This is a genomic window from Micromonospora sp. ATA51 (genome assembly GCF_016802855.1).
In the GTDB taxonomy this organism is placed as follows: Bacteria; Actinomycetota; Actinomycetes; order Mycobacteriales; family Micromonosporaceae; genus Micromonospora; species Micromonospora sicca.
The window spans coordinates 1-25,304 of the sequence record NZ_JAEVHJ010000020.1; the positions used below are offsets into that span (position 1 = coordinate 1).

Annotated in this window: 24 protein-coding genes and 2 pseudogenes; 18 read left to right on the forward strand and 8 right to left on the reverse strand. The window is 71.9% G+C overall.

From position 1 onward, the window contains the following. On the reverse strand, positions 1–1,128 hold a 1,128-nt coding region (locus JNW87_RS05825), incomplete at its 3' end, for a hypothetical protein (RefSeq protein ID WP_238453247.1). A gap of 134 nt (positions 1,129–1,262) precedes the next feature. On the opposite strand from JNW87_RS05825, the gene JNW87_RS05830 reads away from it, so the two are divergent. The 4 genes and pseudogenes from JNW87_RS05830 to JNW87_RS39300 all read left to right on the forward strand — a co-directional run bounded on the left by JNW87_RS05830 (position 1,263) and on the right by JNW87_RS39300 (position 3,533). Continuing rightward, positions 1,263–1,928, forward strand: coding sequence for a glycosyltransferase family 2 protein (locus JNW87_RS05830; RefSeq protein ID WP_238453248.1), 666 nt, complete (start codon positions 1,263–1,265; stop codon positions 1,926–1,928). Continuing rightward, a pseudogene (locus JNW87_RS05835) lies at positions 1,925–2,563 on the forward strand (DUF2064 domain-containing protein); the annotation flags it as partial. The gene JNW87_RS05830 and the pseudogene JNW87_RS05835, both read left to right, overlap by 4 nt. Positions 2,564–2,600: 37 nt before the next feature. After that, positions 2,601–3,338 (forward strand): bifunctional 2-polyprenyl-6-hydroxyphenol methylase/3-demethylubiquinol 3-O-methyltransferase UbiG, encoded by a 738-nt coding sequence (locus JNW87_RS05840; protein WP_109800538.1) that lies wholly within the window; start codon positions 2,601–2,603, stop codon positions 3,336–3,338. A 69-nt stretch (positions 3,339–3,407) separates the two neighbouring features. Next, positions 3,408–3,533: a hypothetical protein gene (locus tag JNW87_RS39300; RefSeq protein WP_255420182.1), complete on the forward strand. Its 126-nt coding sequence runs from the start codon at positions 3,408–3,410 to the stop codon at positions 3,531–3,533. 9 nt (positions 3,534–3,542) lie between these two features. Here the strand turns inward: JNW87_RS39300 and JNW87_RS05845 are convergent, their stop codons facing one another. Next, the gene (locus JNW87_RS05845; RefSeq protein WP_375373467.1) at positions 3,543–4,406 is read right to left on the reverse strand and encodes an SAM-dependent methyltransferase; all 864 of its coding nucleotides are present in this window, start codon (positions 4,404–4,406) and stop codon (positions 3,543–3,545) included. A gap of 195 nt (positions 4,407–4,601) precedes the next feature. On the opposite strand from JNW87_RS05845, the gene JNW87_RS05850 reads away from it, so the two are divergent. The 4 genes and pseudogenes from JNW87_RS05850 to JNW87_RS05865 all read left to right on the forward strand — a co-directional run bounded on the left by JNW87_RS05850 (position 4,602) and on the right by JNW87_RS05865 (position 6,668). Further along, complete coding sequence (locus JNW87_RS05850) at positions 4,602–5,075, forward strand: molybdenum cofactor biosysynthesis protein (protein ID WP_109800536.1); 474 nt, start codon at positions 4,602–4,604, stop codon at positions 5,073–5,075. A gap of 163 nt (positions 5,076–5,238) precedes the next feature. Then, positions 5,239–5,550 (forward strand): annotated as a pseudogene (locus JNW87_RS05855) (ATP-binding protein); the annotation flags it as partial. 130 nt (positions 5,551–5,680) lie between these two features. After that, positions 5,681–6,004 carry an STAS domain-containing protein gene (locus JNW87_RS05860; protein ID WP_109800535.1) on the forward strand — a complete coding sequence of 108 codons (324 nt, stop codon included), beginning with the start codon at positions 5,681–5,683 and terminating at the stop codon, positions 6,002–6,004. A 283-nt stretch (positions 6,005–6,287) separates the two neighbouring features. Next, a complete protein-coding gene (locus JNW87_RS05865) occupies positions 6,288–6,668 on the forward strand; it encodes a carboxymuconolactone decarboxylase family protein (protein WP_109800534.1) in 381 nt (126 codons plus the stop codon). 52 nt (positions 6,669–6,720) lie between these two features. On the opposite strand, the gene JNW87_RS05870 is transcribed toward JNW87_RS05865, so the two are convergent. Then, a complete protein-coding gene (locus JNW87_RS05870) occupies positions 6,721–7,911 on the reverse strand; it encodes an MFS transporter (protein WP_109800533.1) in 1,191 nt (396 codons plus the stop codon). A 225-nt stretch (positions 7,912–8,136) separates the two neighbouring features. Here JNW87_RS05870 and JNW87_RS05875 point away from each other — a divergent pair, with 225 nt between their 5' ends. Next, positions 8,137–9,414, forward strand: a complete 1,278-nt coding sequence (locus JNW87_RS05875; protein ID WP_238453249.1) for an SRPBCC domain-containing protein — start codon at positions 8,137–8,139, stop codon at positions 9,412–9,414. An 80-nt stretch (positions 9,415–9,494) separates the two neighbouring features. Here the strand turns inward: JNW87_RS05875 and JNW87_RS05880 are convergent, their stop codons facing one another. Then, positions 9,495–9,776: a hypothetical protein gene (locus JNW87_RS05880; protein ID WP_146230941.1), complete on the reverse strand. Its 282-nt coding sequence runs from the start codon at positions 9,774–9,776 to the stop codon at positions 9,495–9,497. A 202-nt stretch (positions 9,777–9,978) separates the two neighbouring features. On the opposite strand from JNW87_RS05880, the gene JNW87_RS05885 reads away from it, so the two are divergent. From JNW87_RS05885 to JNW87_RS05905, 5 genes are all read left to right on the forward strand, one after another. After that, positions 9,979–10,101 carry a ribosomal protein bL36 gene (locus JNW87_RS05885; protein WP_238453250.1) on the forward strand — a complete coding sequence of 41 codons (123 nt, stop codon included), beginning with the start codon at positions 9,979–9,981 and terminating at the stop codon, positions 10,099–10,101. Positions 10,102–10,209: 108 nt separating this feature from the next. After that, positions 10,210–11,376: a low temperature requirement protein A gene (locus JNW87_RS05890; protein WP_109805988.1), complete on the forward strand. Its 1,167-nt coding sequence runs from the start codon at positions 10,210–10,212 to the stop codon at positions 11,374–11,376. A gap of 208 nt (positions 11,377–11,584) precedes the next feature. Further along, positions 11,585–12,658 carry a PIN domain-containing protein gene (locus tag JNW87_RS05895; protein ID WP_109805987.1) on the forward strand — a complete coding sequence of 358 codons (1,074 nt, stop codon included), beginning with the start codon at positions 11,585–11,587 and terminating at the stop codon, positions 12,656–12,658. Between the two features lie 287 nt (positions 12,659–12,945). Further along, a complete protein-coding gene (gene tnpB / locus JNW87_RS05900; RefSeq protein WP_238453251.1) occupies positions 12,946–13,827 on the forward strand; it encodes an IS607 family element RNA-guided endonuclease TnpB in 882 nt (293 codons plus the stop codon). Continuing rightward, positions 13,769–14,341: an RNA-guided endonuclease TnpB family protein gene (locus JNW87_RS05905; protein WP_201749436.1), complete on the forward strand. Its 573-nt coding sequence runs from the start codon at positions 13,769–13,771 to the stop codon at positions 14,339–14,341. The genes tnpB and JNW87_RS05905 overlap by 59 nt, the downstream gene beginning before the upstream one ends. An 11-nt stretch (positions 14,342–14,352) precedes the next feature. Here JNW87_RS05905 and JNW87_RS05910 read toward each other — a convergent pair whose 3' ends face one another. Next, positions 14,353–14,694, reverse strand: coding sequence for an MmcQ/YjbR family DNA-binding protein (locus JNW87_RS05910; RefSeq protein WP_109799791.1), 342 nt, complete (start codon positions 14,692–14,694; stop codon positions 14,353–14,355). 185 nt (positions 14,695–14,879) lie between these two features. On the opposite strand from JNW87_RS05910, the gene JNW87_RS05915 reads away from it, so the two are divergent. Together JNW87_RS05915 and JNW87_RS05920 are read left to right on the forward strand one after the other, a co-directional pair. Further along, the gene (locus JNW87_RS05915; RefSeq protein WP_238453252.1) at positions 14,880–16,487 is read left to right on the forward strand and encodes a beta-N-acetylhexosaminidase; all 1,608 of its coding nucleotides are present in this window, start codon (positions 14,880–14,882) and stop codon (positions 16,485–16,487) included. A 54-nt stretch (positions 16,488–16,541) separates the two neighbouring features. Next, on the forward strand, positions 16,542–19,214 hold the full coding sequence (locus tag JNW87_RS05920; protein ID WP_109799792.1) for a hypothetical protein: 2,673 nt from the start codon (positions 16,542–16,544) through the stop codon (positions 19,212–19,214). A gap of 107 nt (positions 19,215–19,321) precedes the next feature. On the opposite strand, the gene JNW87_RS05925 is transcribed toward JNW87_RS05920, so the two are convergent. Genes JNW87_RS05925 through JNW87_RS05935 form a run of 3 tightly spaced genes read right to left on the reverse strand, consistent with a single transcriptional unit; the run spans position 19,322 to position 22,448 of the window. Then, positions 19,322–20,170 carry a carbohydrate ABC transporter permease gene (locus tag JNW87_RS05925; protein ID WP_109799793.1) on the reverse strand — a complete coding sequence of 283 codons (849 nt, stop codon included), beginning with the start codon at positions 20,168–20,170 and terminating at the stop codon, positions 19,322–19,324. Continuing rightward, positions 20,167–21,144 carry a carbohydrate ABC transporter permease gene (locus tag JNW87_RS05930; protein ID WP_109799794.1) on the reverse strand — a complete coding sequence of 326 codons (978 nt, stop codon included), beginning with the start codon at positions 21,142–21,144 and terminating at the stop codon, positions 20,167–20,169. The genes JNW87_RS05925 and JNW87_RS05930 overlap by 4 nt, the downstream gene beginning before the upstream one ends. Continuing rightward, positions 21,141–22,448 carry an extracellular solute-binding protein gene (locus JNW87_RS05935; RefSeq protein ID WP_238453253.1) on the reverse strand — a complete coding sequence of 436 codons (1,308 nt, stop codon included), beginning with the start codon at positions 22,446–22,448 and terminating at the stop codon, positions 21,141–21,143. The genes JNW87_RS05930 and JNW87_RS05935 overlap by 4 nt, the downstream gene beginning before the upstream one ends. A 131-nt stretch (positions 22,449–22,579) precedes the next feature. Between JNW87_RS05935 and JNW87_RS05940 the strand changes: the two genes are divergently transcribed. Then, positions 22,580–23,752, forward strand: coding sequence for an ROK family transcriptional regulator (locus JNW87_RS05940; RefSeq protein ID WP_146230956.1), 1,173 nt, complete (start codon positions 22,580–22,582; stop codon positions 23,750–23,752). A 120-nt stretch (positions 23,753–23,872) separates the two neighbouring features. After that, the gene (locus JNW87_RS05945; protein ID WP_109799797.1) at positions 23,873–25,099 is read left to right on the forward strand and encodes a low temperature requirement protein A; all 1,227 of its coding nucleotides are present in this window, start codon (positions 23,873–23,875) and stop codon (positions 25,097–25,099) included. Positions 25,100–25,304: the final 205 nt, after the last annotated feature.

Genomic DNA, 25,304 nt, shown 5'->3' on the forward strand with positions numbered 1-25,304 from the left:
GCCGGGCCGGATCGTCCGGGCGCCGGCCGCCACCGCCCCACGCAGCGCCGGGCCGAGCACCGGGCCGGCGGACAGCAGCAGCGCGGCCATGTTCGCCCACACCCAGTAGCCGTACGGGCGGTCGGCCGCCCAGCCCTGGTAGTAGCGCTCCACCACCAGTCGGTAGCCGTCCCACCAGCGGAAGCCGCCCGCGGTGAACCCGACCGCCACCGCGGCGACGCCGGCCGTCCCGGCGAGCAGCGCGGCGACCCGGCCCGCCGGCCGCAGCGCCAGCACCGCCAGCGCCAGCACCCCGACCAGGACGAAGCCGTACGACAGGTACAGCGCGAGGCCCAGCAGCAGCCCACCGGCGGCGGGCGCCACCCGCCCACGTACCGCGAGCAGGGCCAGGCCCGCCGCGACGACACCGGTGAAGAGCCCGTCGGCGGAGGCGCCCACCCAGACCGCCCCGGGCAGCAGCACCAGGAACGGCAGGACGGCGCGGGCGGCGTCGGCCGCGCCGAGCGCCCGCAACGCCACCGGTACGGAGATCGTGACGCTCGCCCCGACCAGGACGCACACCAGCGCGGCGGCCACCCCACCGCCCAGCCCGACCCGGTCCAACCCCACGAAGAACAGCAGCGCCCCCGGCGGGTGACCCGCCGTGTGGGTCGACCACGAGTCCGGCCCGAAGTCGAGGATCCGATCGGAGAAGCCGGCCAGCGCCGCCGCGACGTCGGTGACCCGGGGCACCTCGTGCAGGTACTCCGCCTGCGGGGTGAGCCGCTCGGCGAATCCGGCCGACCAGCCGTCGACCAGGGCCAGCGCCAGCGTCCACGCCACGGACGTCAGGTAGGCCGCGCCGAGCAGGGCGGTCCAGCCGGAGTCGCGGGCCCAGCGGGCACCGACGCCGATCACCCCGACCGCGACCACGATCGCGACCGGGGTGCCCCAGCCCAGGTGCGGGCGCCAGGTCGCGTAGAGCGGCGCGGCGTCGGCGTACAGGCCGACCCCGCGGGCGTTGAGGACCGCGCCGACCACCGCGGCGAGGGCGACCAGCGCCGCCTCGACGCCCAGCACGAGCAGGTCGGCTCGGGACCGGCGGACCGGTGCCCGGGCGGCGGCCGAGGGCAGGGTGGTCGCTCTCATGTCGACCGGACGGTACGGACCGTGCCGCGCCAGCGGCGGCGGAACGGCGCAACGTCACCATTCCGTGGGAAGGGGTGCGGGGGTAACGGCTGATCCGTCTCCCGCCGGGCGGATCGCCGCCTAGCGTCGGCGGTATGCCGACGCAGATCGACGTGGTGTTGCCGTGCCTGGACGAGGCGACCGCGCTGCCCGGGGTGCTCGCGGCGGTGCCGCCCGGATACCGGGCGATCGTGGTGGACAACGGCTCCCGGGACGGCTCGCCCGAGGTCGCCGCCCGGCACGGCGCCCTCGTGGTGCACGAGCCGCGGCGGGGCTACGGCGCGGCCGTCCACGCCGGGCTCGAGGCCGCCGACGCCGAGCTGGTCGCGGTGCTCGACGCCGACGGCTCGTTCGACCCGACCGAGCTGCCCGCCCTGGTCGCCCCGGTGGCCGGGGGAGCCGCCGACCTGACCGTGGGGCGGCGTCGACCCGTCCGGGCCGGGGTCTGGCCGTGGCACGCCCGCGTCGGCACCGCCCTCGTCGCGGCGCTGCTGCGGCACCGGGGCGTGCCGCTGCGCGACCTCAGCCCGATCCGGGTCGCCCGCCGCGACGCCCTGCTCGCCCTGGGCGTCGCCGACCGGGCCTTCGGCTACCCGCTCGAACTGCTGATCCGCGCCGCCGCCGCCGGCTGGCGGATCCGCGAGCTCGACGTCCGCTACGCCCCCCGGGCCGCCGGCACCCGGTCCAAGGTCTCCGGTTCCGTGCGCGGCACCCTGCGCGCCACCCGCGACTTCGCCGGCGTCCTGCGCAGCGTCCGATGACCGTCCTGCTCGTGATGGCCAAGGCGCCGGTGGCGGGGACCGTGAAGACCCGGCTGTGCCCGCCGGCCACCCCGGTCCGGGCCGCCCGGATCGCCGCCGCGGCGCTGCGGGACACCCTCGACGCGGTCCGCGCCACGCCGGGGGTGACGCCCGTGCTGGCCCTGCGGGGAATTCTCGCCGACGCGGAGGACGCTGCCGCGCTGACCGCGGCCCTCACCGGCTGGACCGTCCTGGCGCAGCGCGGCGACGGGCTCGGCGACCGGCTGGCCAACGCCCACGCCGACGTCGCGGCGGCCTGGCCGGGCCGCCCGATCGTGCAGATCGGCATGGACACCCCACAGGTGACCCCGGCGCGGCTGGGTTTCACGGTCCGGCGGCTGCTCGCGGTCGACGCCGTGCTCGGCCGAGCCTTCGACGGCGGCTGGTGGGCCCTCGGGCTGCGGGACGCCCGGCACGCCGCGGCGCTGCGCGAGGTGCCGATGTCCACCGCCCAGACCGGACGGCGCACCCTGGCGGCGCTCGGGGACCGCGGACTGCGCACCGCCCCGGCACCGGTATTGCGCGACGTCGACGAGTGGCCCGACGCGCTGGCCGTCGCCGCCGAGGTGCCCGACAGCCGGTTCGCCCGGGCGGTGCGCCGCTGCACCGCGCCCTGCTGCGCGGCGGCCGGCCATGACCCTCGGCACCCGCCCCGCCGGCAACCCGCCAGCATCCGGGGCGGGCGACGTGGAGATTCGGGAGGACGGCTTCGCCGCCGCGCTCGACCACCGGCCCGGTCGGCACTGGCTGCTGCACAGCGACGGCCGGCGCAGTCCGCTGCCGGTGGGGCGCTGGCACGGCCCGCCCGAGCCGGCGAGCCGAGCGGTCGTCGCCCGGTGCGCCGGCCCCACCCTCGACGTCGGGTGCGGCCCCGGCCGGCTCACCCTCGCCCTCACCCGGGCGGGTCACACCGCCGTCGGCGTCGACGTCTCCGCCCAGGCCGTACGCCTCACCCGCCGCCGCGGGGCGGTCGCCGTCCACCGGGACGTCTTCGCTCCGCTGCCCGGCGAGGGACGGTGGGCGCACGTCCTGCTGATGGACGGCAACATCGGGATCGGCGGCGACCCGGTCGCCCTGCTCGGCCGGTGCCGTGAGCTGGTTCGTCCGGGGGGCACCGTCATCGTGGAGCTGGAGCCGCCCGGGCTCGGCCTCTGGCGCGGGCGGAGCAGCCTGGCCAGCCTCTCCGCGGACGGGGAAATGCGGCGGGGTGGGGCGTTCAACTGGGCCCGGCTGGACGCGGTCGCGGTGCACGAGGTGGCCGCCGTCGCGGGAATGGTGGTGCCGGAGGTTTTCCGGGCCGGTCGGCGCTGGTTCGGAGAACTCGCCGTTCCCGTCCGGCCCGGGGCGCCGTCGGGTCGTGCCGGCAGGTAGCGGCAGACGAACAGGTGGGCGCAGGCCAGCTCTCGGCGGGACGCGAAGACCAACTCAGTCCGGTCCGCCGTGGCCGCCCGGCCGTTCACCCACTACCGGGAGAAGAACATCTCCTCCGGCGCCAGCGACCACGTCACCAAGCCGGTCGACGCGGACGACCTGCTGCGCTGCATCCACCGGTGGCTCACCAGCTGAAGCGAGTGGTCAGGGTTTGCGGGCCACCGCCGCGAACATCGAGGCCTGTGCCGCGGGGGTGCGCTGCTCCGGCGGGTCGTCCGGTCGCCACTCGGTGAGCGGGCTGATGCCCGGCGGGATGAGTTCGAGCCCGTCGAAGAAGGACGTGAACTGGTCCCGGGTCCGGAACGCCATGTCGATCATGCTGGTGGCGGCGGACGGCGCGGCGGTGGCCGCGATGTGCCGGGGCACCAGGTCCGTGGTGGCGTGCGAGATCAACAGGTAGCTGCCGGAGGGGAGGGCCTCGACCAGCCGGCGGGTCACCCCGTACGGGTCGTCTCCGTCGGGGAGGAAGTGCAGGATGGCGACCAGCATCAGCGCGACGGGACGGGTGAGGTCGAGGGTCGCCCGGAGATCGGGATGCCCCAGGATCCGGTCGGGGTCGCGCAGGTCGGCGTCGACGTACGCGGTGGCGCCCTCCGGCGCGCTGGTCAGCAGGGCGCGGGCGTGCGCCAGCACGATAGGGTCGTTGTCGACGTAGACGACCCGCGACTCCGGCGCGACGCCCTGGGCGACCTCGTGCATGTTCGGGCTGGTCGGAATGCCGGTCCCGATGTCGAGGAACTGCCGGATGCCGGCCTGCTCGGTGAGGTGGCGGGTGGCCCGCTGCATGAACCGCCGGTTCTCGATCACGGTGGTGCGGATCGCCGGGTAGGCGGCGGCCACCGCGTCACCCGACTCCCGGTCCGCCGCGAAGTTGTCCTTGCCGCCGAGCCAGTAGTCATAGCGGCGGGCGGCGTGCGGCACCGTCGGGTCGATCCGCGCCGAGGGCGGGACGTCGTCCGCCGGCGGTCGCCCGCCCGATCCGAGCGACTGCGACGTGGTGTCGGCCACCGCGACCTCCAAGGGCTGTGGGAACGGCACGGCGATCGTACCGACCCGACGGCCGTCCGGACGGCCCCTGCGCATCGATGGCGACGGATATCGGCCGGCGACCGGTACGCGGCGCGGCGCGGCGCGGACCGACTCCCGTCGGGCCGCTCCGTCGTGAACGGCACGGCCGCGGGCGTTGCTTCCTAGAATCGCTGCATGCCGCGGATCGTGCAGTTGCTGGCCTCGCCCGTGCACCGCTACGTGGGCCGACCCGCCGACGGTGCGGCGCCGGCGCCACCCGATGAACTGGTGGCGGAGATCCACGTCCGCGCCGGCCTGGGCATCGTCGGCGACCGGTACTTCGGCAAGCCGGCGCACCGCGAGGCGAGCGTGACCGTGATCGCCCAGGAGTCGCTGCCGCCGGGCGTCGACCTGGTGCAGGTCCGGCGCAACATCCTCACCGCCGGCATCGCCGTCGACAAGCTGGTCGGGTCCGTGCTGGTCCTGGACTCCGGCCAGGGCCCGGTCAGCCTCCGCGTCCGCCGGCCGGCGAACCCGTGCGCCTGGATGGATGCCGCGATCGGTCCGGGCGCCTGGCGGGCGTTGCGTGGCCGGGGCGGCATCCGCTGCGCCCCGCTGAACGACGGCATGCTGCGCGTCGGCCCGGTCGAGTTCAGCATCAGTGGGTAGCTGGGCGGAACCGGCATCCGCACGTGCCGTGAGCTGCGGATGGTTGCCTTTTGGCAAGAGTCGCGAAGTTTGCAGGGATGTGTAGCCTCCTACCGTGACCGAGGAGCCCGTGGCACCCCACCTGAGCCACCCGGCTCCCGGTCCTGCCCTTTGCGTGGCGCTGATGTCGCAGGACTTCAGCGCCGCCACCGTCACCACCTTGCGCCACCGGCTGGCGGCGGCGGTGGCCGCTGCGGGGCTGACCGGGGACGCCGGCTACGACTTCGTCCTCGCGGTGCACGAGCTGGTCACCAACGCCGTACGCCACGGCGGCGGCCACGGCCACCTCGACCTGCGCCGCCAGGACGACGTGCTGATCTGCGAGGTCAGCGACCGGGGCGCCGCTGCGGGAAGCCTGCCCGTGCGGTTGCCCGCCGTCGACGTCGCCGGCGGCCGCGGGCTCTGGCTGGCGCACCAGCTCGCCGAGGGGCTCATCCTCACCCGGGGGCTGCCCGGCCTCACCGCCACCGTCACCGCCTGCCTGTCCCGGGCCGAGGCCCCGGACGGCACGCCCGCCATCGCACGACTCAGGCAGAGCCCGACAGGACCGTGGAGGAGGACGAGCAATGACGGATCAGCTGAGCTGGCAGCACCGGATCCGCACGGAACCGGACGGCATCGTCGTCGTGCTCGACGGGGAGATCGACGTCAACGGGGCCGCCGCGCTGCTGAGCCTCCTCGACGCCACGATCGACTCCGCCCAGCAGGTGCTGGTCGACCTGCACGCCGTGCAGTTCATCGACTCCACCGTGATCAGCGTGCTGATCACCGCCCGGCACATCGCCACGGGCGCGGGAAAGCGCTTCGGCGTCGTCAATCCCACCGGGAACGTCGCACGGACCCTGCGCGTCACCGGCGTCCTCGACGCTCTCTCGCCGTCCCGAGCCTGACCTCCGCAGCCCCGACCCGGCCGCCTTCGCTGGGATCGGGCGGCAGTACCCGGTCGCCAACGGCCGGCGATCGTCGATGAAAGGGGAGTGGTCAGGACCAGCCGCTCCTCGATCCCGCCGCCACCCGGATCTCCGCCGGCTGCGGGGCCCGTCCGGCGATCGACGGATCCGCGGCGGGCGCGCCTTCGCTCCGGGTACGGGATTGGGCCCGACAGCGGTGGGAAAGGCCGCCTTCCACCACGGTCCCCAAGGACGAGGATCGTCCACCTCCTCAGGAGGAGACATGACCGACCGCGACGACGACTACCAGCAGGCCCTGGACACCGCGGAGCGGCTGCTCGGCGCGCCGCTGGTGCTCCCGCTCGGCACCGGCGAACCGGCCGCCGGGGCGGACTTCCGGCGGCTGGCCAGCATGCACACCTTCGGTGACTCCTGGTCCCGTCCCGGGCTGGACACCCGCACCCGGAGCCTGATCTCCGTCGGCATCGCGGCGACGCTGCGCACCCACGAGCCGCTGCGGGGGCAGTTGCGCATCGCGCTGACAGCGGGCGTCAGCAAGGAGGAGATCGTTGAGTTGTTCATCCACCTGGCCGCGTACGCGGGCGCGGCCCGGGCGTTCGACAGCTACCAGACCGCGGTCGCGGTCTTCGGGGAGGCCGCCTGAGCGAGGCTGTGCCGCCGGTGCCGGTTGCCGCCGAGTCCTCCGCCGTGGTGGGTCAGCCGGGTGACGTCCTCCCGGCCCTGCGCAGCCCGAGCAGGGCGACCACGGCGAGGAGGATGACGGCGACGGAGTATTCGTTGGCGGTCCGGGGCAGGCCGCCGGCGTAGACCACGAGGAAGCCGGCGATGACGGTGGGCAGGCCGAAGCCGACGTAGCAGACGATGTAGAGCAGGGAGAGCACGCTGGCGCGTTCGTGCGCCTCCACGAGCGGCATGACCGTCTTGAGGCTGCCCTGGAAACCCCCACCGAAGCCGACGCCGCCGAGCGCGAGGCCGACGAAGAAGCCGGCGATGGAGTCGGCGGTGACCGACACCACTGTGATGATCATGCCCAGGATGAGTGCGGTGATTGCGGTGTGCATCACAGTGCGCGCGGCAGCGTTGCGCAGCAGGAGAATGGTGCTGACCCCGAAGAGGGAGAAGACGAAGACGACCAGACCGCCGACCACGATCGAGGTGGCCATGAGGGCGCGCACGAGTGCTGGGCCGAGCGCGACGAAGAAGCCGGCCAGCGCCCAGATGGCGAAGACCACCGGGACGACGGCCAGTAGTGGCGCGCGCACGGCGGGGGGCAGCTTGATCTCCGGCCGCAGACTCTGCAGTGCTCCCTTCATCGGCGTGACCGTCTCCGGCATCAGTACGACCCCGAGGCCCTGGATCAGCAGGACGACGAGCAGGACGACGTACACCAGTCGGGTCGGCGCGGGCAGGAACTGGATGAGCAGCGCCGAGAGCAGGGCACCGGTGCCGGTTCCGATACCGGGGGCGATCGAGTTGGCGAGCGTGCCGCGGGCGCGGTTGATGTCGAGCATGGCGGCACCGACGGCGCCGGTGGCGGCGCCGGCCGAGAGTCCCTGCACGACGCGGGCGGCCAGCAGCGTGGGTACGCCGTTGGCGAAGATGAAGATGACCAGCGCGATGATCTGGATCGCGATCGCAACCAGCAGGACCGGCCGCCGCCCGACATGGTCGGACAGCTTGCCGAACGTCAGCAGAGACGCCAGCACGGCGACGGCGTAGACGGCGAACACCACCGTGGTGGTGATCGGCGAGAAGTGCCAGCGCGCCTGGTAGATCCCGTAGAGGGGGGTCGGGGCTGTCGACGCGGCCACGAAGGACACGAGGATCGAGGCGAGCAGAAGCAGGGACACTTTCGGCGAGATCCGCCCCTGCCCGGTGATACTCATCAGACGTGCTCCCCAGTTGAGCTGCAAGCGGCGGCCCGGCGCGGTCGACCTGGACGCCCTCCTTCTGACCGGCCGCAGCGGAGTACCCAATCCGCCCCCTTACACACGACCTGCGCTGGCCCCGCCCCGCCGGCCGTCGGCGTCCGGCGGCCGCGCTCAGGAGCGGCCGGACGGTGACGGATCCCCGCAGGCAGTCCCGGAAATCGAGAGCCGTACAGTCTCGCCGTGATTGAGATCGACAGCGAAGTCGGCCTGTCCCATCCCGCTGACCGGGTCTGGCGCGCGTTGACGGAGCCGGAGTTGATCGCCCGGTGGTTCACCGAGGTGGAGCCGGTGGCCGGTGGACACCTGCTGCTGTACACGGCCGGGCTGCCCGGCTTCGACGCCGCCGTCGACGCCGAGGTGACCGAGCGGCGGGAGCCGGAACTGCTGGAGTTGCGGTGCGACGAGGCGGGCCGTCGCACCCGGCTGACCTTCACCATCACCCCCACCGCGGAGGGCTGCCGACTGTCGGTGCGGGAGGCCCTGGAGCACGGCACGTGGCCGGCCGAGCAGCGGGCCCGCCGCGAGGAGTGCTACCAGCAGGCCCTGACGGGGCGGTTGCCGGCCATCCTCGACTGGTTGGCCTTCCAGCAGGTCGACCTGCGACGCGACGAGCTGGGGGACACCGCCCGGCTGCCGGTCACCGCGGCGATCGACGACGCACCGGCGCGCCGTGGTCGCCGGCTGGTGCTGATCGCGGTGCTGGCCGCCGCCGTCCTGGCCGTCGGGCTGACGGTGTGGGCGGTGCTACCGAGGGAGCCGCAGCCGGTGGCCGGATCGGACCCGACGCCGCTGCCGGAGCCGACCGTCGCGACCGGCGCGACGCACCCGCCCCGGGGCGCCGTCTCCGCCCGCCCCCGGCCGACCACCACCACCGCCTCCGCCCGCCCGACCCGGTCCGTGGCGAAGCCGTCGCGTACCCCCACCGCGCTGCCGCCACCGGCCCCCGGCGTGACCGCCCGCTACACCACCGTTTCCACGCGGATCTTCGGCTACACCGGCGAGGTGGTGGTCGACAACCGGGGTGACGTACCGGTGGCGGACTGGACCGTGGTCGTCACGCTGTCGAAGGGGGGCACGGTCGCCGGCGCCCGCGGGGCGGACTGGCGGCAGGACGGGCAGACCGTCACCTTCACCGGGCCGCCCGTACCGGCCGGAGGATCGCAGACGTTCACCTTCGACGTCCGCGATCCCGATCCGCGCGCCAAGCGCCCGAGGGCTGCACGGTGGGCGACGAACCCTGCGCCGGTGCCACCGCGACGCCATAGCTTGGCGCGGCCTGCCGGCGGGCGGGGCCGTCCGGGTCGGGGTCAAGCCTCCGCGGCCTGCGACCGGACGGCCCGTCCGATGTCGAGCAGGTGGTGTTCGCCCTCGTGGACGGTCTGCCGACCGAGCCAGAGCAGCGTCCGGACCTGCGGCTGCGGCCAGCAGTACACGCCGGTCCGGGCCAGCTCCGCCTGACCCAGCCCGGCGAACCGGGCCGCCAGGTCGTCGCCGGCCGCGGCCACCTCGGCGAGCACGACCATCGGGTCCTGCTCGTTTTACGCGTCGGTGACGGCGCGCTCGTCGCGACCCATCGGCGCGAACTCCGGTTCCTCCACCACCAGGGCCAGCGCGAGCCGCTCACCCTGGACCCGGAGCACGTCCCGTACGTGGCAGGCGTACTCCAGCGGCGACCAAACCCCCTCCGCCGGCCTGCGGCGCACGTCCCGCACCTCGTCCAGCGCGGCGGTGTACCGCGCGCCCAGCCCGCGCAGGTGCCGGGGCAGCTCCCGCGCGGACACGCTCGCGAAGACGAATGCGCATTCGTCGCAACGATCCACGGGATCAGAGTAGCGCCGCCGCCAACCGCCGACGGAGTCGGCGAATCGCAACTGGGCCACGCCGGACACAAGCTCAAGAGCATCGATGCGCTTGGCTTCGTCGGAGGGTGGCGATCACCGCCCGTTGCCGCCCGCGCCAGGTATGAGCCCTGGCCCGCCGGGTACGCGATGCGCCGACGACACCAGGGAAGGATGACTTGCCATGAAGGTCAGAAGCTCCCTTCGCGGGCTGAAGCGGAAAGTGGGCTCGATCGTGGTACGCCGGCGGGGCAAAGTTTTCGTGATCAACAAGGCCGATCCGCGCCAGAAGGCCCGGCAGGGCTGACGGGTCGGCGGCGAGCCGTCAGGGCGTCGCGGCGGGGACCGCTGAGTCTGGCCTGGGGGACGGGCGGCGGTGGTATGAAGGCGGGGGGAGGCGCCGGGGGGAGCCGCGATGTCGAGCAGGCGGGCCACGCTGCTGCGACGCCAGAACGAGCCGTTGCAGGCGTCGTTCCTGGAACTGTTCTTCGACCTGGCCTTCGGTTTCGCGCTGCGGCAGCTGTCGTTTGTCCTGCTCGCCGAGTTGAGCCTCGCCGGGGCGGCGCGTACCGCCCTGCTCCTGCTGCCCCTCTGGTGGGTCTGGGCGGTGACGGCCTGGTTCAGCGACTGGTTCGACCGCACCAACCGCTGGGTGCGGGCCCTGCTGGTCGGCGTGACGCTCGGGGTGCTCCTGATGAGCGTCGCCGTCCCGGACGCGACCGGGGGTCGGGCCTGGCTCTTCGCCGGGGCGTACGTCGCGATCCACGTCGGCCGCAGCGTGGTCACCGCGGTGGCGCTCCGGGGGCATCCGCTGCGCCTCCGTACGCTGCGGATCCTGGCCTGGTTCGCAGCGACCGGCCTCCTCTGGCTGGTCGGGGCGGCCTGGCCCGCGGTGCGGGTGCCGGCGTGGGTGGCGGCCGTGGCGCTGGACTATGCAGTGCCACGGCTGGGCTGGCCGATCCCGAGGCTGGGCCGCGCCCAGCCGGGTGAGCTGCGGCTGCGGGGCGAACACCTCAAAGAGCGGTACCAGCAGGTCTTCATCATCGCGCTCGGCGAGCTGATCGTCACGGCGGGGGTGGCCTACGCGGCGACCGGCCTGGCGGTGGCGCACTCCACCGCGTTCCTACTGGTCTTCGCCGCCACGGTGCTCATCGGCCTGCTGTACGTCACGCCGGCCGGGGGGCAGTTGGGCGCCGCCATCGACGAACGGGACCCCGCCCGGTTCGGCACGGTCCCGAGCTACCTGCACCTGGTCATGATCGCCGGCGTGGTCGCCCTCTCGGGGGCCGCCGAACTCGTGATCACCCATCCCACCGAACGGGGATCGGGCGGGGCGGTCTTCCTCACCGTCGCCGGGCCGGGGCTCTTCCTCGCCGGGCGGGTCGCCCTGTCCGCCGTCATCGACCGGCGGTTGTCCTGGCCCCGGCTGCTCGGCCTGCCCGCCCTGCTGCTCATCGCGCTCGCCGGGCACGCGCTGCCGCTGCTCGGCATCGCCGCGGCGACGGTTGCCGTCCTCCTCGTCGTGGCGGTTTCGGGCCGCTGGCTCGCGCGTGCCGTGCCGGAGCCGCGGACCGGGCGATGAACGGGTCCCGCCCGCAGACGCCGGCGGCCGGATGCCAGCGGGCCGGCCGGGAGGCCCTCCCGACCTCGGTGACCGGACCGGTGCGGAACAGGCCGCACCGGTCCCGGTCGCCGGCCGGCAGCGCGCGTCGACTGCCCCCGGGTCCCCGTGGCCGGGTGGTCCACGAGTCGCCGGCCGGCCGACCGCGGTCCCGGCGTACGCTGCTCGGGTGGACCACGAAGATCGCATCGCGCTGTTCCTCGACTACGAGAACCTGGCGTTGGGCGCGCGCGACCATCGCGGCGGGATGGCCTTCGACTTCCGGCCGGTCGCCGACGCCCTGGCCGAGCGGGGCCGGGTGGTGGTGCGTCGGGCGTACGCGGACTGGTCGTACTTCGACGAGGACCGCCGGATGCTCACCCGGTCGCACGTGGAACTGATCGAGATACCCCAGCGCATGGGCGCCTCACGGAAGAACGCCGCCGACATCAAGATGGCCGTGGACGCGGTGGAGCTGGCCTTCGAGCGCGAGTACATCTCGACGTTCGTGATCTGCACCGGCGACAGCGACTTCACCCCGCTGGTGCACAAGCTCCGCGAGCTCAACAAGCGGGTCATCGGGGTCGGCGTGGAGAATTCCACCTCGGCGCTGCTCCCGCCGGCGTGCGACGAGTTCCTCTTCTACGACCGGCTGGAGGGCGTCGAGATCCCGGAGACCCGGGCTCGGCGCGGTCGTCCGGCCCGGCCCAGCCCGGAGCCGCAGCCGGTGGAGCGGGAGCCCGAGCCGCAGCCGGTGGAGGAGGAGGCCCCGCGCGACGTCGACACGCTCGCGGTCCTGGTGGCCCAGACGGTGGCGGGTCTGCAGGGCAGCTCCGGCGGCGCGGTGACGGCCTCGACGTTGAAGCGCACCCTGCTGCGCAAGGATCCGACCTTCAGCGAGTCCGACTACGGGTTCCGCACGTTCGGGGAGCTGCTCCGGTACCTGGCCGGGCAGGACGTGGTCGAGCTGGCGGAGGGCCCGGCAAAGGGCGATCCGGAGGTGTCGCTGCCCGAGCATGGTGACCGGGAGGTGGCGTTCGGGCTGCTGCGTACGGTGGTCCAGGAGCTGGCCGGCGGCGACGGCACGGTGGCGTTGTCCGGGCTGAAGAACCAGCTCCGCCGGGCGCGGCCCGACTTCAGCGAGAAGAAGCTCGGCTATCGCAGCTTCCTGCAGTTCTGCAAGGCCGCCGCCACCAGCGGGCTGGTCGACCTGCGGTGGAGTCCGGAGGCCGACGACTACCTGCTGACCGTGCCGGCGGCGTGACCGCACCGCCCGGCCCGGAACCGACACACCACGACACGGGTGCGCCCCGGCGGTAGCCCCCGGGGCGACTGGCGGTCTTCGACAAGGCCGGCCGACGCCCGGACGGAGGGCTGTCGACTGCTCCCGGTTGAGTAGTTGTTGGTTTGTGTTGGTGACCGTGGAGGAGTGGCTTGGGGTGTGGGTGGTGCGTCGTGAGGGGGATCCGGTGGTCGGCGGCGCGCTGTGGTGGGGGGCGGGATCGTGGTGGTTGCGGGTGAGTGTCTTACCGGGCGGTTATCGTGCTGCGCGTGGCGGGCCGGGAGCGGTTGAGTGTGGTGCAGGCGTACCGGTTCGCGTTGGACCTGACACCCCGCCAGGAGCGAGCGGTGCTCGCGCATGCGGGGGCGGCGCGGGTGGCGCACAACTGGGCGCTGGCCCGGGTCAAGGCGGTGATGGATCAGCGGGCCGCCGAACGCACCTACGGCATCGACGAGGTGGACCTGACCCCGACGCAGGGCTGGTCTCTGCCAGCGCTGCGTAGAGCGTGGAATCAGGCGAAGGCGGATGTGGCGCCTTGGTGGGCGGAGTGTTCGAAGGAGGCGTTCAACACCGGTCTGGACGCGCTGGCCCGGGGGTTGAAGAACTGGTCGGACTCCCGCACCGGTAAGCGTGCCGGGCGGCGGGTGGGGTTCCCGCGGTTCAAGTCTCGGCGCCGGTCGACCCCGTCGGTGCGGTTCACCACGGGGGCGATCCGGGTGGAGCCGGACCGTAGGCATGTGGTGTTGCCTCGGCTGCGCCGGTTGAAGCTGCACGAGTCGGCCCGGAAGCTCGCCCGCCGGCTGGAGGCGGGCACGGCCCGGGTCGTGTCGGCGACGGTGCGCCGTGACGGCGGGCGTTGGTACGTGTCGTTCACCTGCGCGGTGCAGCGCGTCCAGGGTGTGCCGGCCTGCCCGGATGCGACGGTCGGTGTCGATCTGGGTGTGTCGCATCTGGCGGTGTTGTCCACCGGGGAGGTGGAGCCCAACCCGCGCCATTTGGACGTCGCCGCCCGCCGGTTGCGGCGTCTGGCTCGGCGCGGGCCTCTGGCCGGGTCGGCCCGGACCGGCGCACCGGTCGGCGTGGGTCGATGCGGTGGGAGCGCGCGTCCGGCTCGGTCGGGCGCATGCCCGGGTTGCTCATCTGCGCCGTGACGGTCTGCACAAGCTGACCACCCGGCTCACCGGCGAGTACGGCACCATCGTGGTGGAAGACCTCAACGTGGCCGGGATGCTCGCCAACCGGCGGCTGGCCCGGCGCATCGCCGACGTCGGGTTCGCCGAACTGCGGCGGCAACTGGCCTACAAGACGGGGTGGAGTGGCGGGCGGCTGGTGGTGGCCGACCGGTGGTATCCGTCCTCGAAGACCTGCTCGGGCTGCGGCGCGGTGAAAACCAAGCTCGCCCTGTCCGAGCGCATCTACACCTGCACCCTGTGCGGCCTGGTCCTGGACCGGGACGTCAATGCCGCACGGAACCTGGCCGCGCTGGCGATCACCGTCGCCGGGAGTGGCTCGGAGACGCGAAACGGACGTGGAGCCGACCGTAAGACCCGCCCTGGCGGGCTGGTGGCTGTGAAACGTCAACCCGGCACCGCCACGGCGGGCGAGACCGGGATCGTCCCACCGCAAGGTAGGACATCCAATCATGTGCTCACCAACGCACCATGAGAGGAAACGGCTCAGTCGCCGAGCCGCTGTCGGGCGAGGAACTTCGGCACCACCAGCCGCCACGCCTCGGTCACCAGCTCGGTCATCTGGGCGTGGTCGAGTCGGGCCAGGTGGCAGCACACCCAGTTGAACCGCAGGTCGGAGGCCCGGGGCAGGAAGAACAGGTCCGGCTCGGCCGCGATGAGGCCGTCCCGCTGCTCCTTCGGGTAGCCGAAACCCATCGTCTGCTCGTCCCGGGAGAACGCGACGTACACGATGGCGCCGACGCGGAACTTCACCCGGTCGTGGATGAGGTGCTCGGTGGTGCGTGGCAGCGTCCGGGTCAGCGCACGGACATCGGCGACGGTTATCACGCCCGGGACCGTACGCCCGCCCTCCGACGATCCGCGCCCCGACCGCCCGGTCGGGCCCGGAGATTTGTTAGGTAGCTTGCCTTACGAAAAGATGCCGGTTACGTTGACCCCTAACGATGAAGGTCGATCCGCGGCTGGCGTCGCATCCCGCTCTCCGCGGCATCGGTAGGGCTCCGGAGGCAACCATGACCATCGGCGGCGTACGTTGTCTGCTCACCACCGTGATGCTCGTGGTCACCACCGGCGGCCTCTGGGGCGCGCCCGCCGATGCCACCGTCGCCCCGGCCGAGACGACCGCCGTGTCGTTCGCATCCGTCGTGCCGGCACCGGTCCTCGCCACGCCGGCGGGCGGAGTCACCTACCGCATCACGGCGACCACGAAGATCTACGCCGAGCCCGGCTCGACGGCGGTCGCTGACATCGCCGAGCAGTTCGCGGCCGTGCTGCGCCGCTCGACCGGCTATCCCATGCCGGTGGTTGACGCACCGAGTGCCACCCCGGCCGACGGCATAGCGCTCCTGCTCTCCGGGGCGCCCACGGGGATCGGCAGCGAGGGTTACCAGCTGGACGTGATCGACGTGTCGATCGCCGTACGCGCCAACGCGCCGGCCGGCCTGTTCGCCGGCGTCCAGACGCTGCGCCAGTTGCTGCCGCCCGCCGCCGACAGCGCGACCGTGCAGCCCGGGCCCTGGGACGTGGCCGGCGGGCGGATCATCGACCAACCCCGGTTCGCTCACCGCGCGATGCTCGACGTCGCACGGCACTTCCTCCCGATGTCGGTGGTGAAGCGGTACATCGACGAGATCGCGCTCTACAAGGTCAACCGCCTGCACCTGCATCTCTCCGACGACCAGGGGTGGCGCATCGCCGTCAACAGCTGGCCCGATCTCGCGATCTACGGTGGGAGCACCGAGGTCGGCGGCGGCGCCGGCGGCTACTACACCCAGGACGAGTTCCGGCAGTTGGTCGCGTACGCCGCCGCCCGGTACGTCATGATCGTCCCGGAAATCGACATGCCGGGTCACACCAACGCCGCGCTCGCCTCGTACGCGGACCTCAATTGCGACGGCGTGGCGCCCAAGCTCTACACCGGCACCAAGGTCGGGTTCAGTTCGCTGTGCGTGGGCAAGGAGATCACCTACACGTTCATCGACCAGGTGCTGGGCGAGCTCGCCGCGCTCACGACCGGGCCCTACCTGCACATCGGTGGCGACGAGGCCAGCTCCACCACCGCCGCGGACTACGCCACCTTCATGAACCGGGCACAGCAGATCGTCGCGGCGCACGGCAAGACCGTCGTCGGCTGGCACGACATCGTCAACGCGTCGGTCCTGCCGTCGACCGTCGCCCAGTTCTGGGGGACCACGACCTCCAACGCCGCGGTGGCGACGGCCGCCCAGCACGGCACCAAGGTCATCATGTCGCCGGCCAACCACGCCTACCTGGACATGAAGTACAACTCCCGCACCCGACTCGGCCAGCGCTGGGCCGGCTACATCGACGTCCAGGACGCGTACGGCTGGGACCCGGGGGCCTATCTGGCGGGCGTCGGCGAAACGTCCGTGCTCGGGGTCGAGGCGCCGCTGTGGACGGAGACGATCGAGACGCTGGCCGACGTCGAGTACATGGCCTTCCCGCGCCTTCCGGCGATCGCCGAGCTGGGCTGGTCGCCGGCGAGCACCCATGACTGGACCTCGTTCCAGCAGCGGCTCGGTGCCCAGGGCCCGCGCTGGCGCGTCATGGGGATCAACTACTACCACTCCACGCAGGTGTCCTGGCCAACCGGCTCCTAGGCGCCGCACCGAGCGGCGCACCGCTTTTCTTCGACTGGATCGAGGAGGCCGCCCATGTCACCGCCCCCAGCCATCCACCCTGTCCAACGTAAGCGCCGGCGGTACGCGACGCTGCTGCTGGCCCTGACCCTCGTGGCCGGCGTCGGCGGCGTGCAGGTGCCGAGCGCGAGCGCCGCCACCGTCGGCTCCACCGAACTCTCCACGGGCTGGACGTTCAGGTCAGCCAACACCGTCACGGACCCGGGCGCGACCATTTCCCAGGTCGGCTACAGCACCGCGGGCTGGAACCCGGTGTCGCTTCCGTCGACCGTCCTGGCGGGGTTGGTCGCGAACAACGTGTACCAGAACATCTACGTCGGGACGAACCTGCAGTCGGTGCCGGACCTCACCGGCCAGAACTGGTGGTTCCGGGGGCAGTTCACCGCCGCGGCCGCGGCCCCCGACCAGGCGTACTGGTTGCGCTTCAAGGGCATCAGCTACCGGGCGCAGATCTGGCTGAACGGCACCCAGCTCGACGCCGACGCGGTCGGCACCATGGCGGTGCACGAGTACAACGCGACGAACGCGATCAGGCCCGGCGCGCTCAACGCGCTGGCGATCCTGGTCACCCCGCCGGCGCACGACTGCAAGGATCTCTCCTTCTGCACCGTGGACTGGAACCCCGAGGCTCCGGACATGAATGCCGGGATCTGGGGCACGACGCTGCTGGAGACGACCGGGCCCGTGGCGTTGCGTGACCCGTACGTCAAGACCGTCCTGCCGCTGCCCGCGACCAACGCGGCGGACCTGACCGTCTACGTCGACGCCCTCAACGCGACCAACGCCCCGGTCACCACGACGGTCAGCGCCACGATCACCAAGGCGGGCTATCCGACCGTCTCGGTCAGCCAGAACGTCACCCTGGCCGCCAACGAGCGTCGCGAGGTCAGCTTCGACCCGGCCGGCTATCCGCAGTTGCACGTCACCAACCCCGCACTCTGGTGGCCCTACCAGTTCGGCAGCCCGGAGCTCTACCAGCTCTCGACGTCTGCGACGGTCGCCGGCGCCACGTCGGACACCAGGTCGATCGACTTCGGCGTCCGCCAGTTCACCGACTACCGGAGCACCGTCAACGGCACCTCGTTCGTCGGCTACAAGGTCAACGGGCAGAACATCTTCTTCCGTGGCGGCGGCTACGTCTGGGACATGCTGCAGCGCTGGGACACGAAGACCAACGCCACCCACATCCAGTACGTCAAGGACATGGGCCTCAACACCATCCGGCTGGAGGGCACGCTCGGCAACGAGGAGCTCTACGACCTGGCCGACAGGGCCGGCATCATGATCATGCCGGGGTTCGTCTGCTGCAGCGCGTGGGAGAACGACAACACCTGGACGATCGAGCAGGAGCAGGTGGCCAACGCCTCCCTGGACAGCCAGCTGCGGGCGTTGCGGGCGCACGCCAGCCCCTTCATGTGGAACTACGGCAGCGACCAGCCGCCGACGGCCGCCCACCTGAGCATGTACAAGAACACCGCCGCCAAGCTGCACTGGCAGAACCCGACGGTGGACAACGTGGCGACCTGGTCGAATGCCAACGCCGGCATGAAGATGGACGGCCCCTACAAGTGGGAGCCGCCGGTGCTGTGGTGGGACACCACCCAGTCCGGCAGCGCGTTCGGCACCACCGGTGAGGAGGGCACGGAGGCGCCGCCGCCACTGGAGAGCCTGCAGAAGTTCATTCCCGCAGCGGACCTGTGGCCCATCGGCGCCACCTGGAACTACCACGCCGGCAAGCCCAGGAGCGTCTTCGACAACATCACGGTGTTCACCGACGGCGTCAACAAGCGGTACGGCAGCACCACCAGCGCCGCGGACTACTCCCGCAAGTCGGAGCTGCAGAACTACGAGAACAGCAGGTCGTTCTTCGAGGCCTGGAACTCGCACGAGTACACCCAGTCGTTCGGGGTCATCTTCTGGATGCTCAACAACGCCTGGCCCTCGGTGCACTGGAACCTGTACGACTACTACTTCAAGCCCGCCGGCGGCTACTTCGGCAGCAAGAAGGCGAACGAACCGCTCCACATCGCGTACGACTACAAGACCAGGAACGTGTACGCCGTCAACTCCACCCTGAGCGGGCGCAGCGGCCTGACCGCCACGACGACGGTGTACAACGTGCCCAACCTGACGCAGGCGTACACGACGACGGTACCGGTCACCGCGGCGGCGAACGCCGCCACTCAGGTGCTCACGCTGCCGGCGTTGACCGGCCTGTCCACGACGTACTTCATCCGACTGCAGCTGAGGGACGCCACCGGCGCGGTGGTCAGCAACAACCTCTACTGGTACTCGACTCAGCCGGACGTGCTGGCGAACAAGAAGAACTGGTACATGACGGCGGTCAAGACGTACGCCAATCTCACCGGCCTCAACAGCCTGCCGTCGAACCCCAACCTGGCCACGAGCGTGACCCGGACAGTTTCCGGCGGCCAGGAGACTGCCACGATCACGATGACCAACAACAGCCCGACGAACATCGCGTTCTTCCTGCGGCCGGAGATCACCGCCGGCAACGGCGGCAACGAGGTGCTGCCGGTGAACTACAGCGACAACTATGTCTCACTGTGGCCGGGTGAGTCGACCACCATCAGGGCGACCTACCAGACCAGCGACCTGGGCGGCCAGGCCCCGCACCTACGAACCCGGGGCTACAACGTCCCGACGACGTCGATCCCGGTGCCGTAACCACAAGGCTGAGCGGCCGGCGGCGGGGGCGGCGGAAGAGCCGCCCCCGCTCCGCTCAGCCCAGCGCCGCGGGTTGTCTGCTGCGCACCCCGTCGCGGAAGGCGACGTCATCCCTTGACCGCCCCGGATGCCAGGCCGGTGATGAGGTAGCGCTGGAACATCACCGCGAGCGCCACGGGCGGCAGGGCGGCGAGGACTCCGCCGGCGGCGATGAGACCGAAGTCGACGGCGTTGCGCCCGGTGAACTCGGCGATCGCGACCGGCACCGTCTTCGCCTGAGAGGTGGAGGTGAAGATCAACGAGTACAGGAACTCATCCCAGCAGAGCAGGAACGCGTAGAGGGCGGTGGCCAGGATGCCGGGCTTGGACAGCGGCAGCATCACCCGCACGAGGGCGCCGAGTCGCGAGCACCCGTCGACCCGGGCGGCCTCCTCGAGCTCCACCGGCAGGGACCCGAAGAAGGTGCTCATGTTCCACAGGGCGAACGGCGTGGCCAGCGAGCAGTACACGATGATGAGGCCGGTCCTGGTGTCGAGCAGCCCGAAGCGCGACATCAGCAGATAGAGCGGGATGATCAAGGCGATCGGCGGCAACATGTAGGTGACCAGGAACGACAGCAGCGTCACCCGTCGCAGGGGAAACCGCAGCCGGGCCAGCGCGTAGCCGCCCAGCACCCCGACGGTGAGTGAGATGACCACGGTGCCGCCGGCGACCAGGAAGCTGTTGACCATCGCGCCGCGGAACGCGGCGCCGGCGCTGGTGCCGCCGCCCGCGAAGATCTCGCGGTACCGGTCGAGCGTGACGTGCTCGGGCAGCCAGCGCATCGGCCGGGAGACGAGGTCGGTCTGGCCCACGAACGACGAGTAGAGCAGCCACGCGAACGGCGCGAGGATCACCACGGACGTGGCGAGCGCGGCGAGGTGGATGAACAGGCGGTAGCGCAGGCTTGCTCTCATGGCGACCTCAGCTCGCTCTGCCGAAGCAGCCGAAGGTAGATCAGGGCCAGCACGAGGATGGCGATGACCGTCAGGTAGGCCAACGACGCCCCGGCGCTGAACCGCTGGGCGGAGAACGCCTCGAGGTAGGTGAAGAACGTGATCGTCTGGGTGCCGCCCGCGGGACCACCGCCGGTCATCACGTAGACGATGTCGAAGACCTTGAACGCCTCGATGGTGCGCAGCACCAGCACCAACGCGATGTGCGGCACCAGCAGGGGGAGGGTGACCCGGCAGAACGAGCGGATCGGCCCCGCGCCGTCCACCCGTGCCGCCTCATTGAGCTCCCGCGGGATCGTCTGCAGCCCGGCCAGCAGGAAGAACGCGACCAGTGAGGCGTTCTTCCAGACGTCGGCCACGACCACCATGTTCAGGGCGAGAAACGGGTCGTTGCCCAGCCACGACCGATAACCGTCCTGCAGGTGCAGTTCGGTGAGCAGCGCGTTGGCCACGCCGTACTGGGCGTTGAGGATCCACCGCCACATCGCCCCGTTGACGATCGTCGGCAACGCCCACGGGAGGATCACGATCGCGCGGAAGAACCAACGCAGCCGCAACGGGGCGGCGAGCAGTTGGGCCAGACCGAGGCCGAGGACAAGCTCGAGTGCGGTGGAGACGGCGGTGAAGTAGGCGGTGTGCCCGGCGGCCGTCCACAACCGGTGGTCGGCAAGGACCTGGGTGTAGTTGCGTAGGCCGACGAACGGGTATCGACCGGGGAACGGGCTGTCGACGTCGTAGAACGAGATCACGAGGGCGCGTCCCGCGGGGTACAGCACCACGCCGAAGACGACGAGCGCCGCGGGCAGGAGCAGCAGCAGCGCCAGCCGGACCTGACCGCCGCCGGCGCGCCGGGCGAACGGCCAGCGGCGCGCCGGCGGGGTTCGCGGGCGCGCCGGTGGCGCGGTTGCCGGGCGCGCCGGTGGCGCCGCCGTCATGACAGCAAGGTACGGGCCTGGTCGGCCGCGTCGTCCAGTGCCTTCTTCGCCGGTTTCCGGCCGAGCAACGCGTTCTGCACCTCGACCTGGAGGATCTGGCTGATCTCGTTGTAGCGGGGCACCTGCGGCCTTGCGATGAGGGTGGCGAGCTGTTTCCTGGCCACCGGCACCACCTGCGGCAGGGCGGACACCACCGCCGCGTCGTCGTACGACGTCGTCCAGCACGGCAGCGAGCTCTTGGCGTACTTCGCCTGCACCTCGGCGCTGGTGATGTAGCTGACGTACGTCCAGGCCGCCTTCTGGTTCTTGCTGCCGGAGCTGACCGACAAGGCCATCGAGCCGTTGACGCCCGGGCCGCCCGCCGGTCCCGCGGGCGTCGCGGCCACGCCGACCTTGCCGGCGATCTTCGACTGCTGCGGATCGTTGGCGGCGTTGAACATGTACGTCCAGTTCAGCGCCATCGCGGCCTGGCCGTCGGAGAAGATCTTGCGAACATCCTCCTCCAGCGACTCCACCGAGTTGGGGTTGGTGAGCTTGCTGTCGAGGGTGTTCTTCATGAACTCCAGCGCCTGCAGGCCACCGCCGGTGTTGAAGGCGACGGACCTGCCGTCGTCGGACAGGAACTTGCCACCGAAGGCGCCCACGAGCTGCGTGTAGTCGCAGATCAGCGCCTCGGCCTGCTTCCAGCTCCAGATCAGCGGGTAGTCGACCACCTTCTTCGCCTTGAGCGCCCGGGCGGCTGCGAGCACGCCGTCCCAGGTGGACAGGCCGGCCGGCTCGACGCCCGCCCCGGTCAGCATGTCGGTGTTGTAGAAGAAGTACTTCGTGTCGAGGATCCACGGGACGCCGTAGTAGCGGTCCCGGTAGGCGGCGGTCGCCAGCGCCCCACCGAGCATGTCGCTCTTCCACGCCGCCGGGAACTGGTCGGTCACGTCGGTGACGATGCGTTTGCTGCCGAACTCGGCGGGCCAGATGACGTCGATCAGCACCACGTCGAAGGTGCTGGCCGGGGCCGCTGCCACGATCTTGTCGTGCAGCGCCTCGTAGGCGACGAAGGACGGCTCGACGGTGATCTTCGGATACTTCTTGTGGAACTCGTCGGTCATCGCGCGGATGTCGTCCTCGGAGTAGCCGGCCTGCTTCATGAACAGGGCCTTGATCTGGCCCTCGCCGTTGCCCGCCGCACCGCTGTCACCGCCCGCGCCGGTGTCGCTGCCGCCGCCGACGTCGCAGGCCGCGAGAAGCAGGCCCGCACCGGTGACCGCCGACAATTGAAGGAGTCTTCGCCTGGACAGCTCGCTCATGCTCTCTGACATGATCGCCCTCCGGGGGCATTAGGTAGGCTGCTTAACAAAAACTTGTACTCGGTTCGCGATCACGGGTCAAGGCCGTCGTCGCAGCCTTCCCGATCCCACAGGCGAGGGAGTGGAACAGCTTGGTCTCCGTCGACTCGTCCGGCCGAATGGTGCTGGCCGCACTGCTCGACAGCGTGCCCATGACCCGGCCGGAGCTTGCCAGCCGGACGAGCCTGTCCCGGCCCACCATCTCCGAGGTGGTACGCCGGCTCGTCGAGATCGGCCTGATCGTCGACGCCGGCGTGCGCCGCGGTCGACCGGGTCGGGTGCCCACCTACTACCGGCTGGCCCCCACCGCCGGGTACGTGGTCGCCGTCGATGTCGGTGGCGACAACCTCCGGGTCGCGGCGGCGGACATGAGCGGCACTGTCTGTTTCGAGCAACGCCAGGCCACCAGAGGGGCCGGCGCCGGCCGGGTCGCCGCCCAGGTCGCCCGGATGATCGCGTCCGCGACGAACGCGGTGGGGGAGCAGCTGGGGCGGCTTCGTAGGGTCGGCGTGTCGGCGCCCGGTGCCGTCCATGCCGACGGGCGCACCATGTCGGCCGCCCGCAACCTCGGTGAGGACGGCCCGTTCGACCTGATCACCCCGCTCGAGGCGCGCGTCGACGCGCCCATCGTGCTGGAGAACAATGTCAACCTCGCGGCGCTGGGGGAGCGCTGGCGTGGGCACGCCCTGGATGTCGCGACGTTCGCGTTCCTGGCCGTCGGTGCCGGCATCGGCATGGGTCTGGTCCACAACGGCGAACTCGTACGCGGCGCGCACGGTGCCGCCGGAGAGGTCGCCTACCTGCCGTTACCGGGTTCGGTGCCCCCTGGACAGCGGGCCGGACGCGGCAAGGCGCAGCTGGCGGACGAGGCCGGGGCGTACGGCGTTCTCGCGGCGCTCGACGCCCGCAGGTCCTGGCCGGGCACCCGGCCGTCCTCGGTGGAGGAGTTGTTCGCCCAGGCCGCCGCGGGCGTGCCCGCCGCGCGCGATCTGGTGGAGGCCGAGGCCCGGCAACTCGGCCTGACGATCGCCAGCGCGTGTGCGATCTTCGACCCCGAGCTCGTGGTCCTCGGCGGGGGCGTCGGCCGCAACCCGCTGCTGCTGCCGACGGTCCGGGACACCGTCAACGCGTACGCGCCGTTTCCACCGCGGATCGAGACCAGCGCCCTGGGCGAGGCGGCGTCCCTCACGGGAGCACTGTTCGTCGCCCTGCAGGCCGCCCGCGCTGAACTCCTGCGAGCCGTCAGCGGTCCCGACGGTGGCTGACCAGCGCGGGGCGCGACAGGTCCCGCTATGGCAGGGTATGAGACGGATGTGTGGCTGCCGTCGAACCGGTGCCCGTAGTGTCGTCTGGCGACGACGGTGCGGCGGTCCGGGAGGAGGTCGATGGCAGCGGAAGGCAGCGCCGGTGCGGCGGCCCCGGCCCAGCGGGATCCGGGGCGGCCCGCGTACCTGGAACTCTTCTTCGACCTGGTCTACGTCTTTGCGCTGATCACCCTGGCCAAGACGCTCGCCGTCGACCTGACCGGGACCGGCGTCGGGGAGACGTTGGTCCTGCTGCTCGCGTTCACCCTCGTCTGGGCGGTGACCACGTGGGCCGCGGACACCCTCGACCTGGCCCGGCCCGCGGTCCAGGTGCAGCTCATCGGGGTGGCGGCCGCCAGCCTGCTGCTGGCGGCCGCGGCGCCGGACGCGTACGGCGAGCGTGGCCTGCTCTTCGCGGTCACCTACCTGGTGATCCACCTCGGCTCGAGCAGCTACTACCTCCTGCTGCTGCCGGATGCGTCCGAGCCGCGCCGCAGCGGCCGGGTCCTGTTCTGGTACCTCATCGCCGCGGTCGGCTGGATCGGCGGCGGGCTGGCCGTCGGCCCCGCCCGCCTGGTGCTCTGGGCGGCGGCTGTCGGCGTGGAGTACGTCGCCGCCTCGCTCGGCTGGCCGGCGCCCCGACTCGGGCGGGCCCAGCCGCAGGAGTGGCGGCTGGTCGGCGAGCGGGTGGCCGAGCGGTACCGGCAGTTCGTCATCGTCGCGCTCGGCGCGGCTGTCTTCGTGACCGGGACGACGTTCAGCATGAACGAATACACCATGGATCGGGCCTGGGCCCTGCTGGTGGTCTTCCTGATCGTGGTGCTGGCCTGGCGAATCTACATCTACCGGGCCGGCGAGCTGCTGACCGACGCCATCGCGCAATCGACGAACCCGTCCCTGCTCACCCAGTCGGCCGCGATCACCCACCTGATCATGGTGGCCGGCATCGGCGGCATGGCGGTCACCAGCCACCTCGTCGTGGCGCGTCCGCTCGGGGACACGCCGGCCTCGTGGGCTGCGGTCATCCTCGGCGGACCGGCGTTGTTCCTGGTCGGCCGCGGGGTGCTCGACTACACGGTGTTCGGTCGGATCTCCCGGTCCCGGTTGGCCGGGCTGGTCCTGCTGGCCGGCGTGGCGCCGGCCTCGTCCCTGCTGCCGCCGGTGCTGGTCGCGCTGCTCGCCACGACCGTCCTGGCCCTGGTCGCGGCCGCGAACCTGGTTAGCACCCGGTTGCACGCCCGCACGCCGATGCCACCGGCGCTCGGGCGACCCTCACCCGGTCGGCACGGTGACCCGGACCAGCCGTGAGCGTGCCGGCAGGGTCTCCCAGACCAGGGTGAGCAGCAGGACCAGGTTCGCCACGACCAGGATGGCCAGCGGCGGGAGCAGGGCCGCCGCCGGCGCGACGGCGCCCAGCAGCACCACCCCCAGCGCCCGGGACCAGAGGACCCGTCCGGTGAGCACGGCGTCGAACAGGCAACCCCCGAGCAGGAACAGGGCCGGCCGCCGAGGA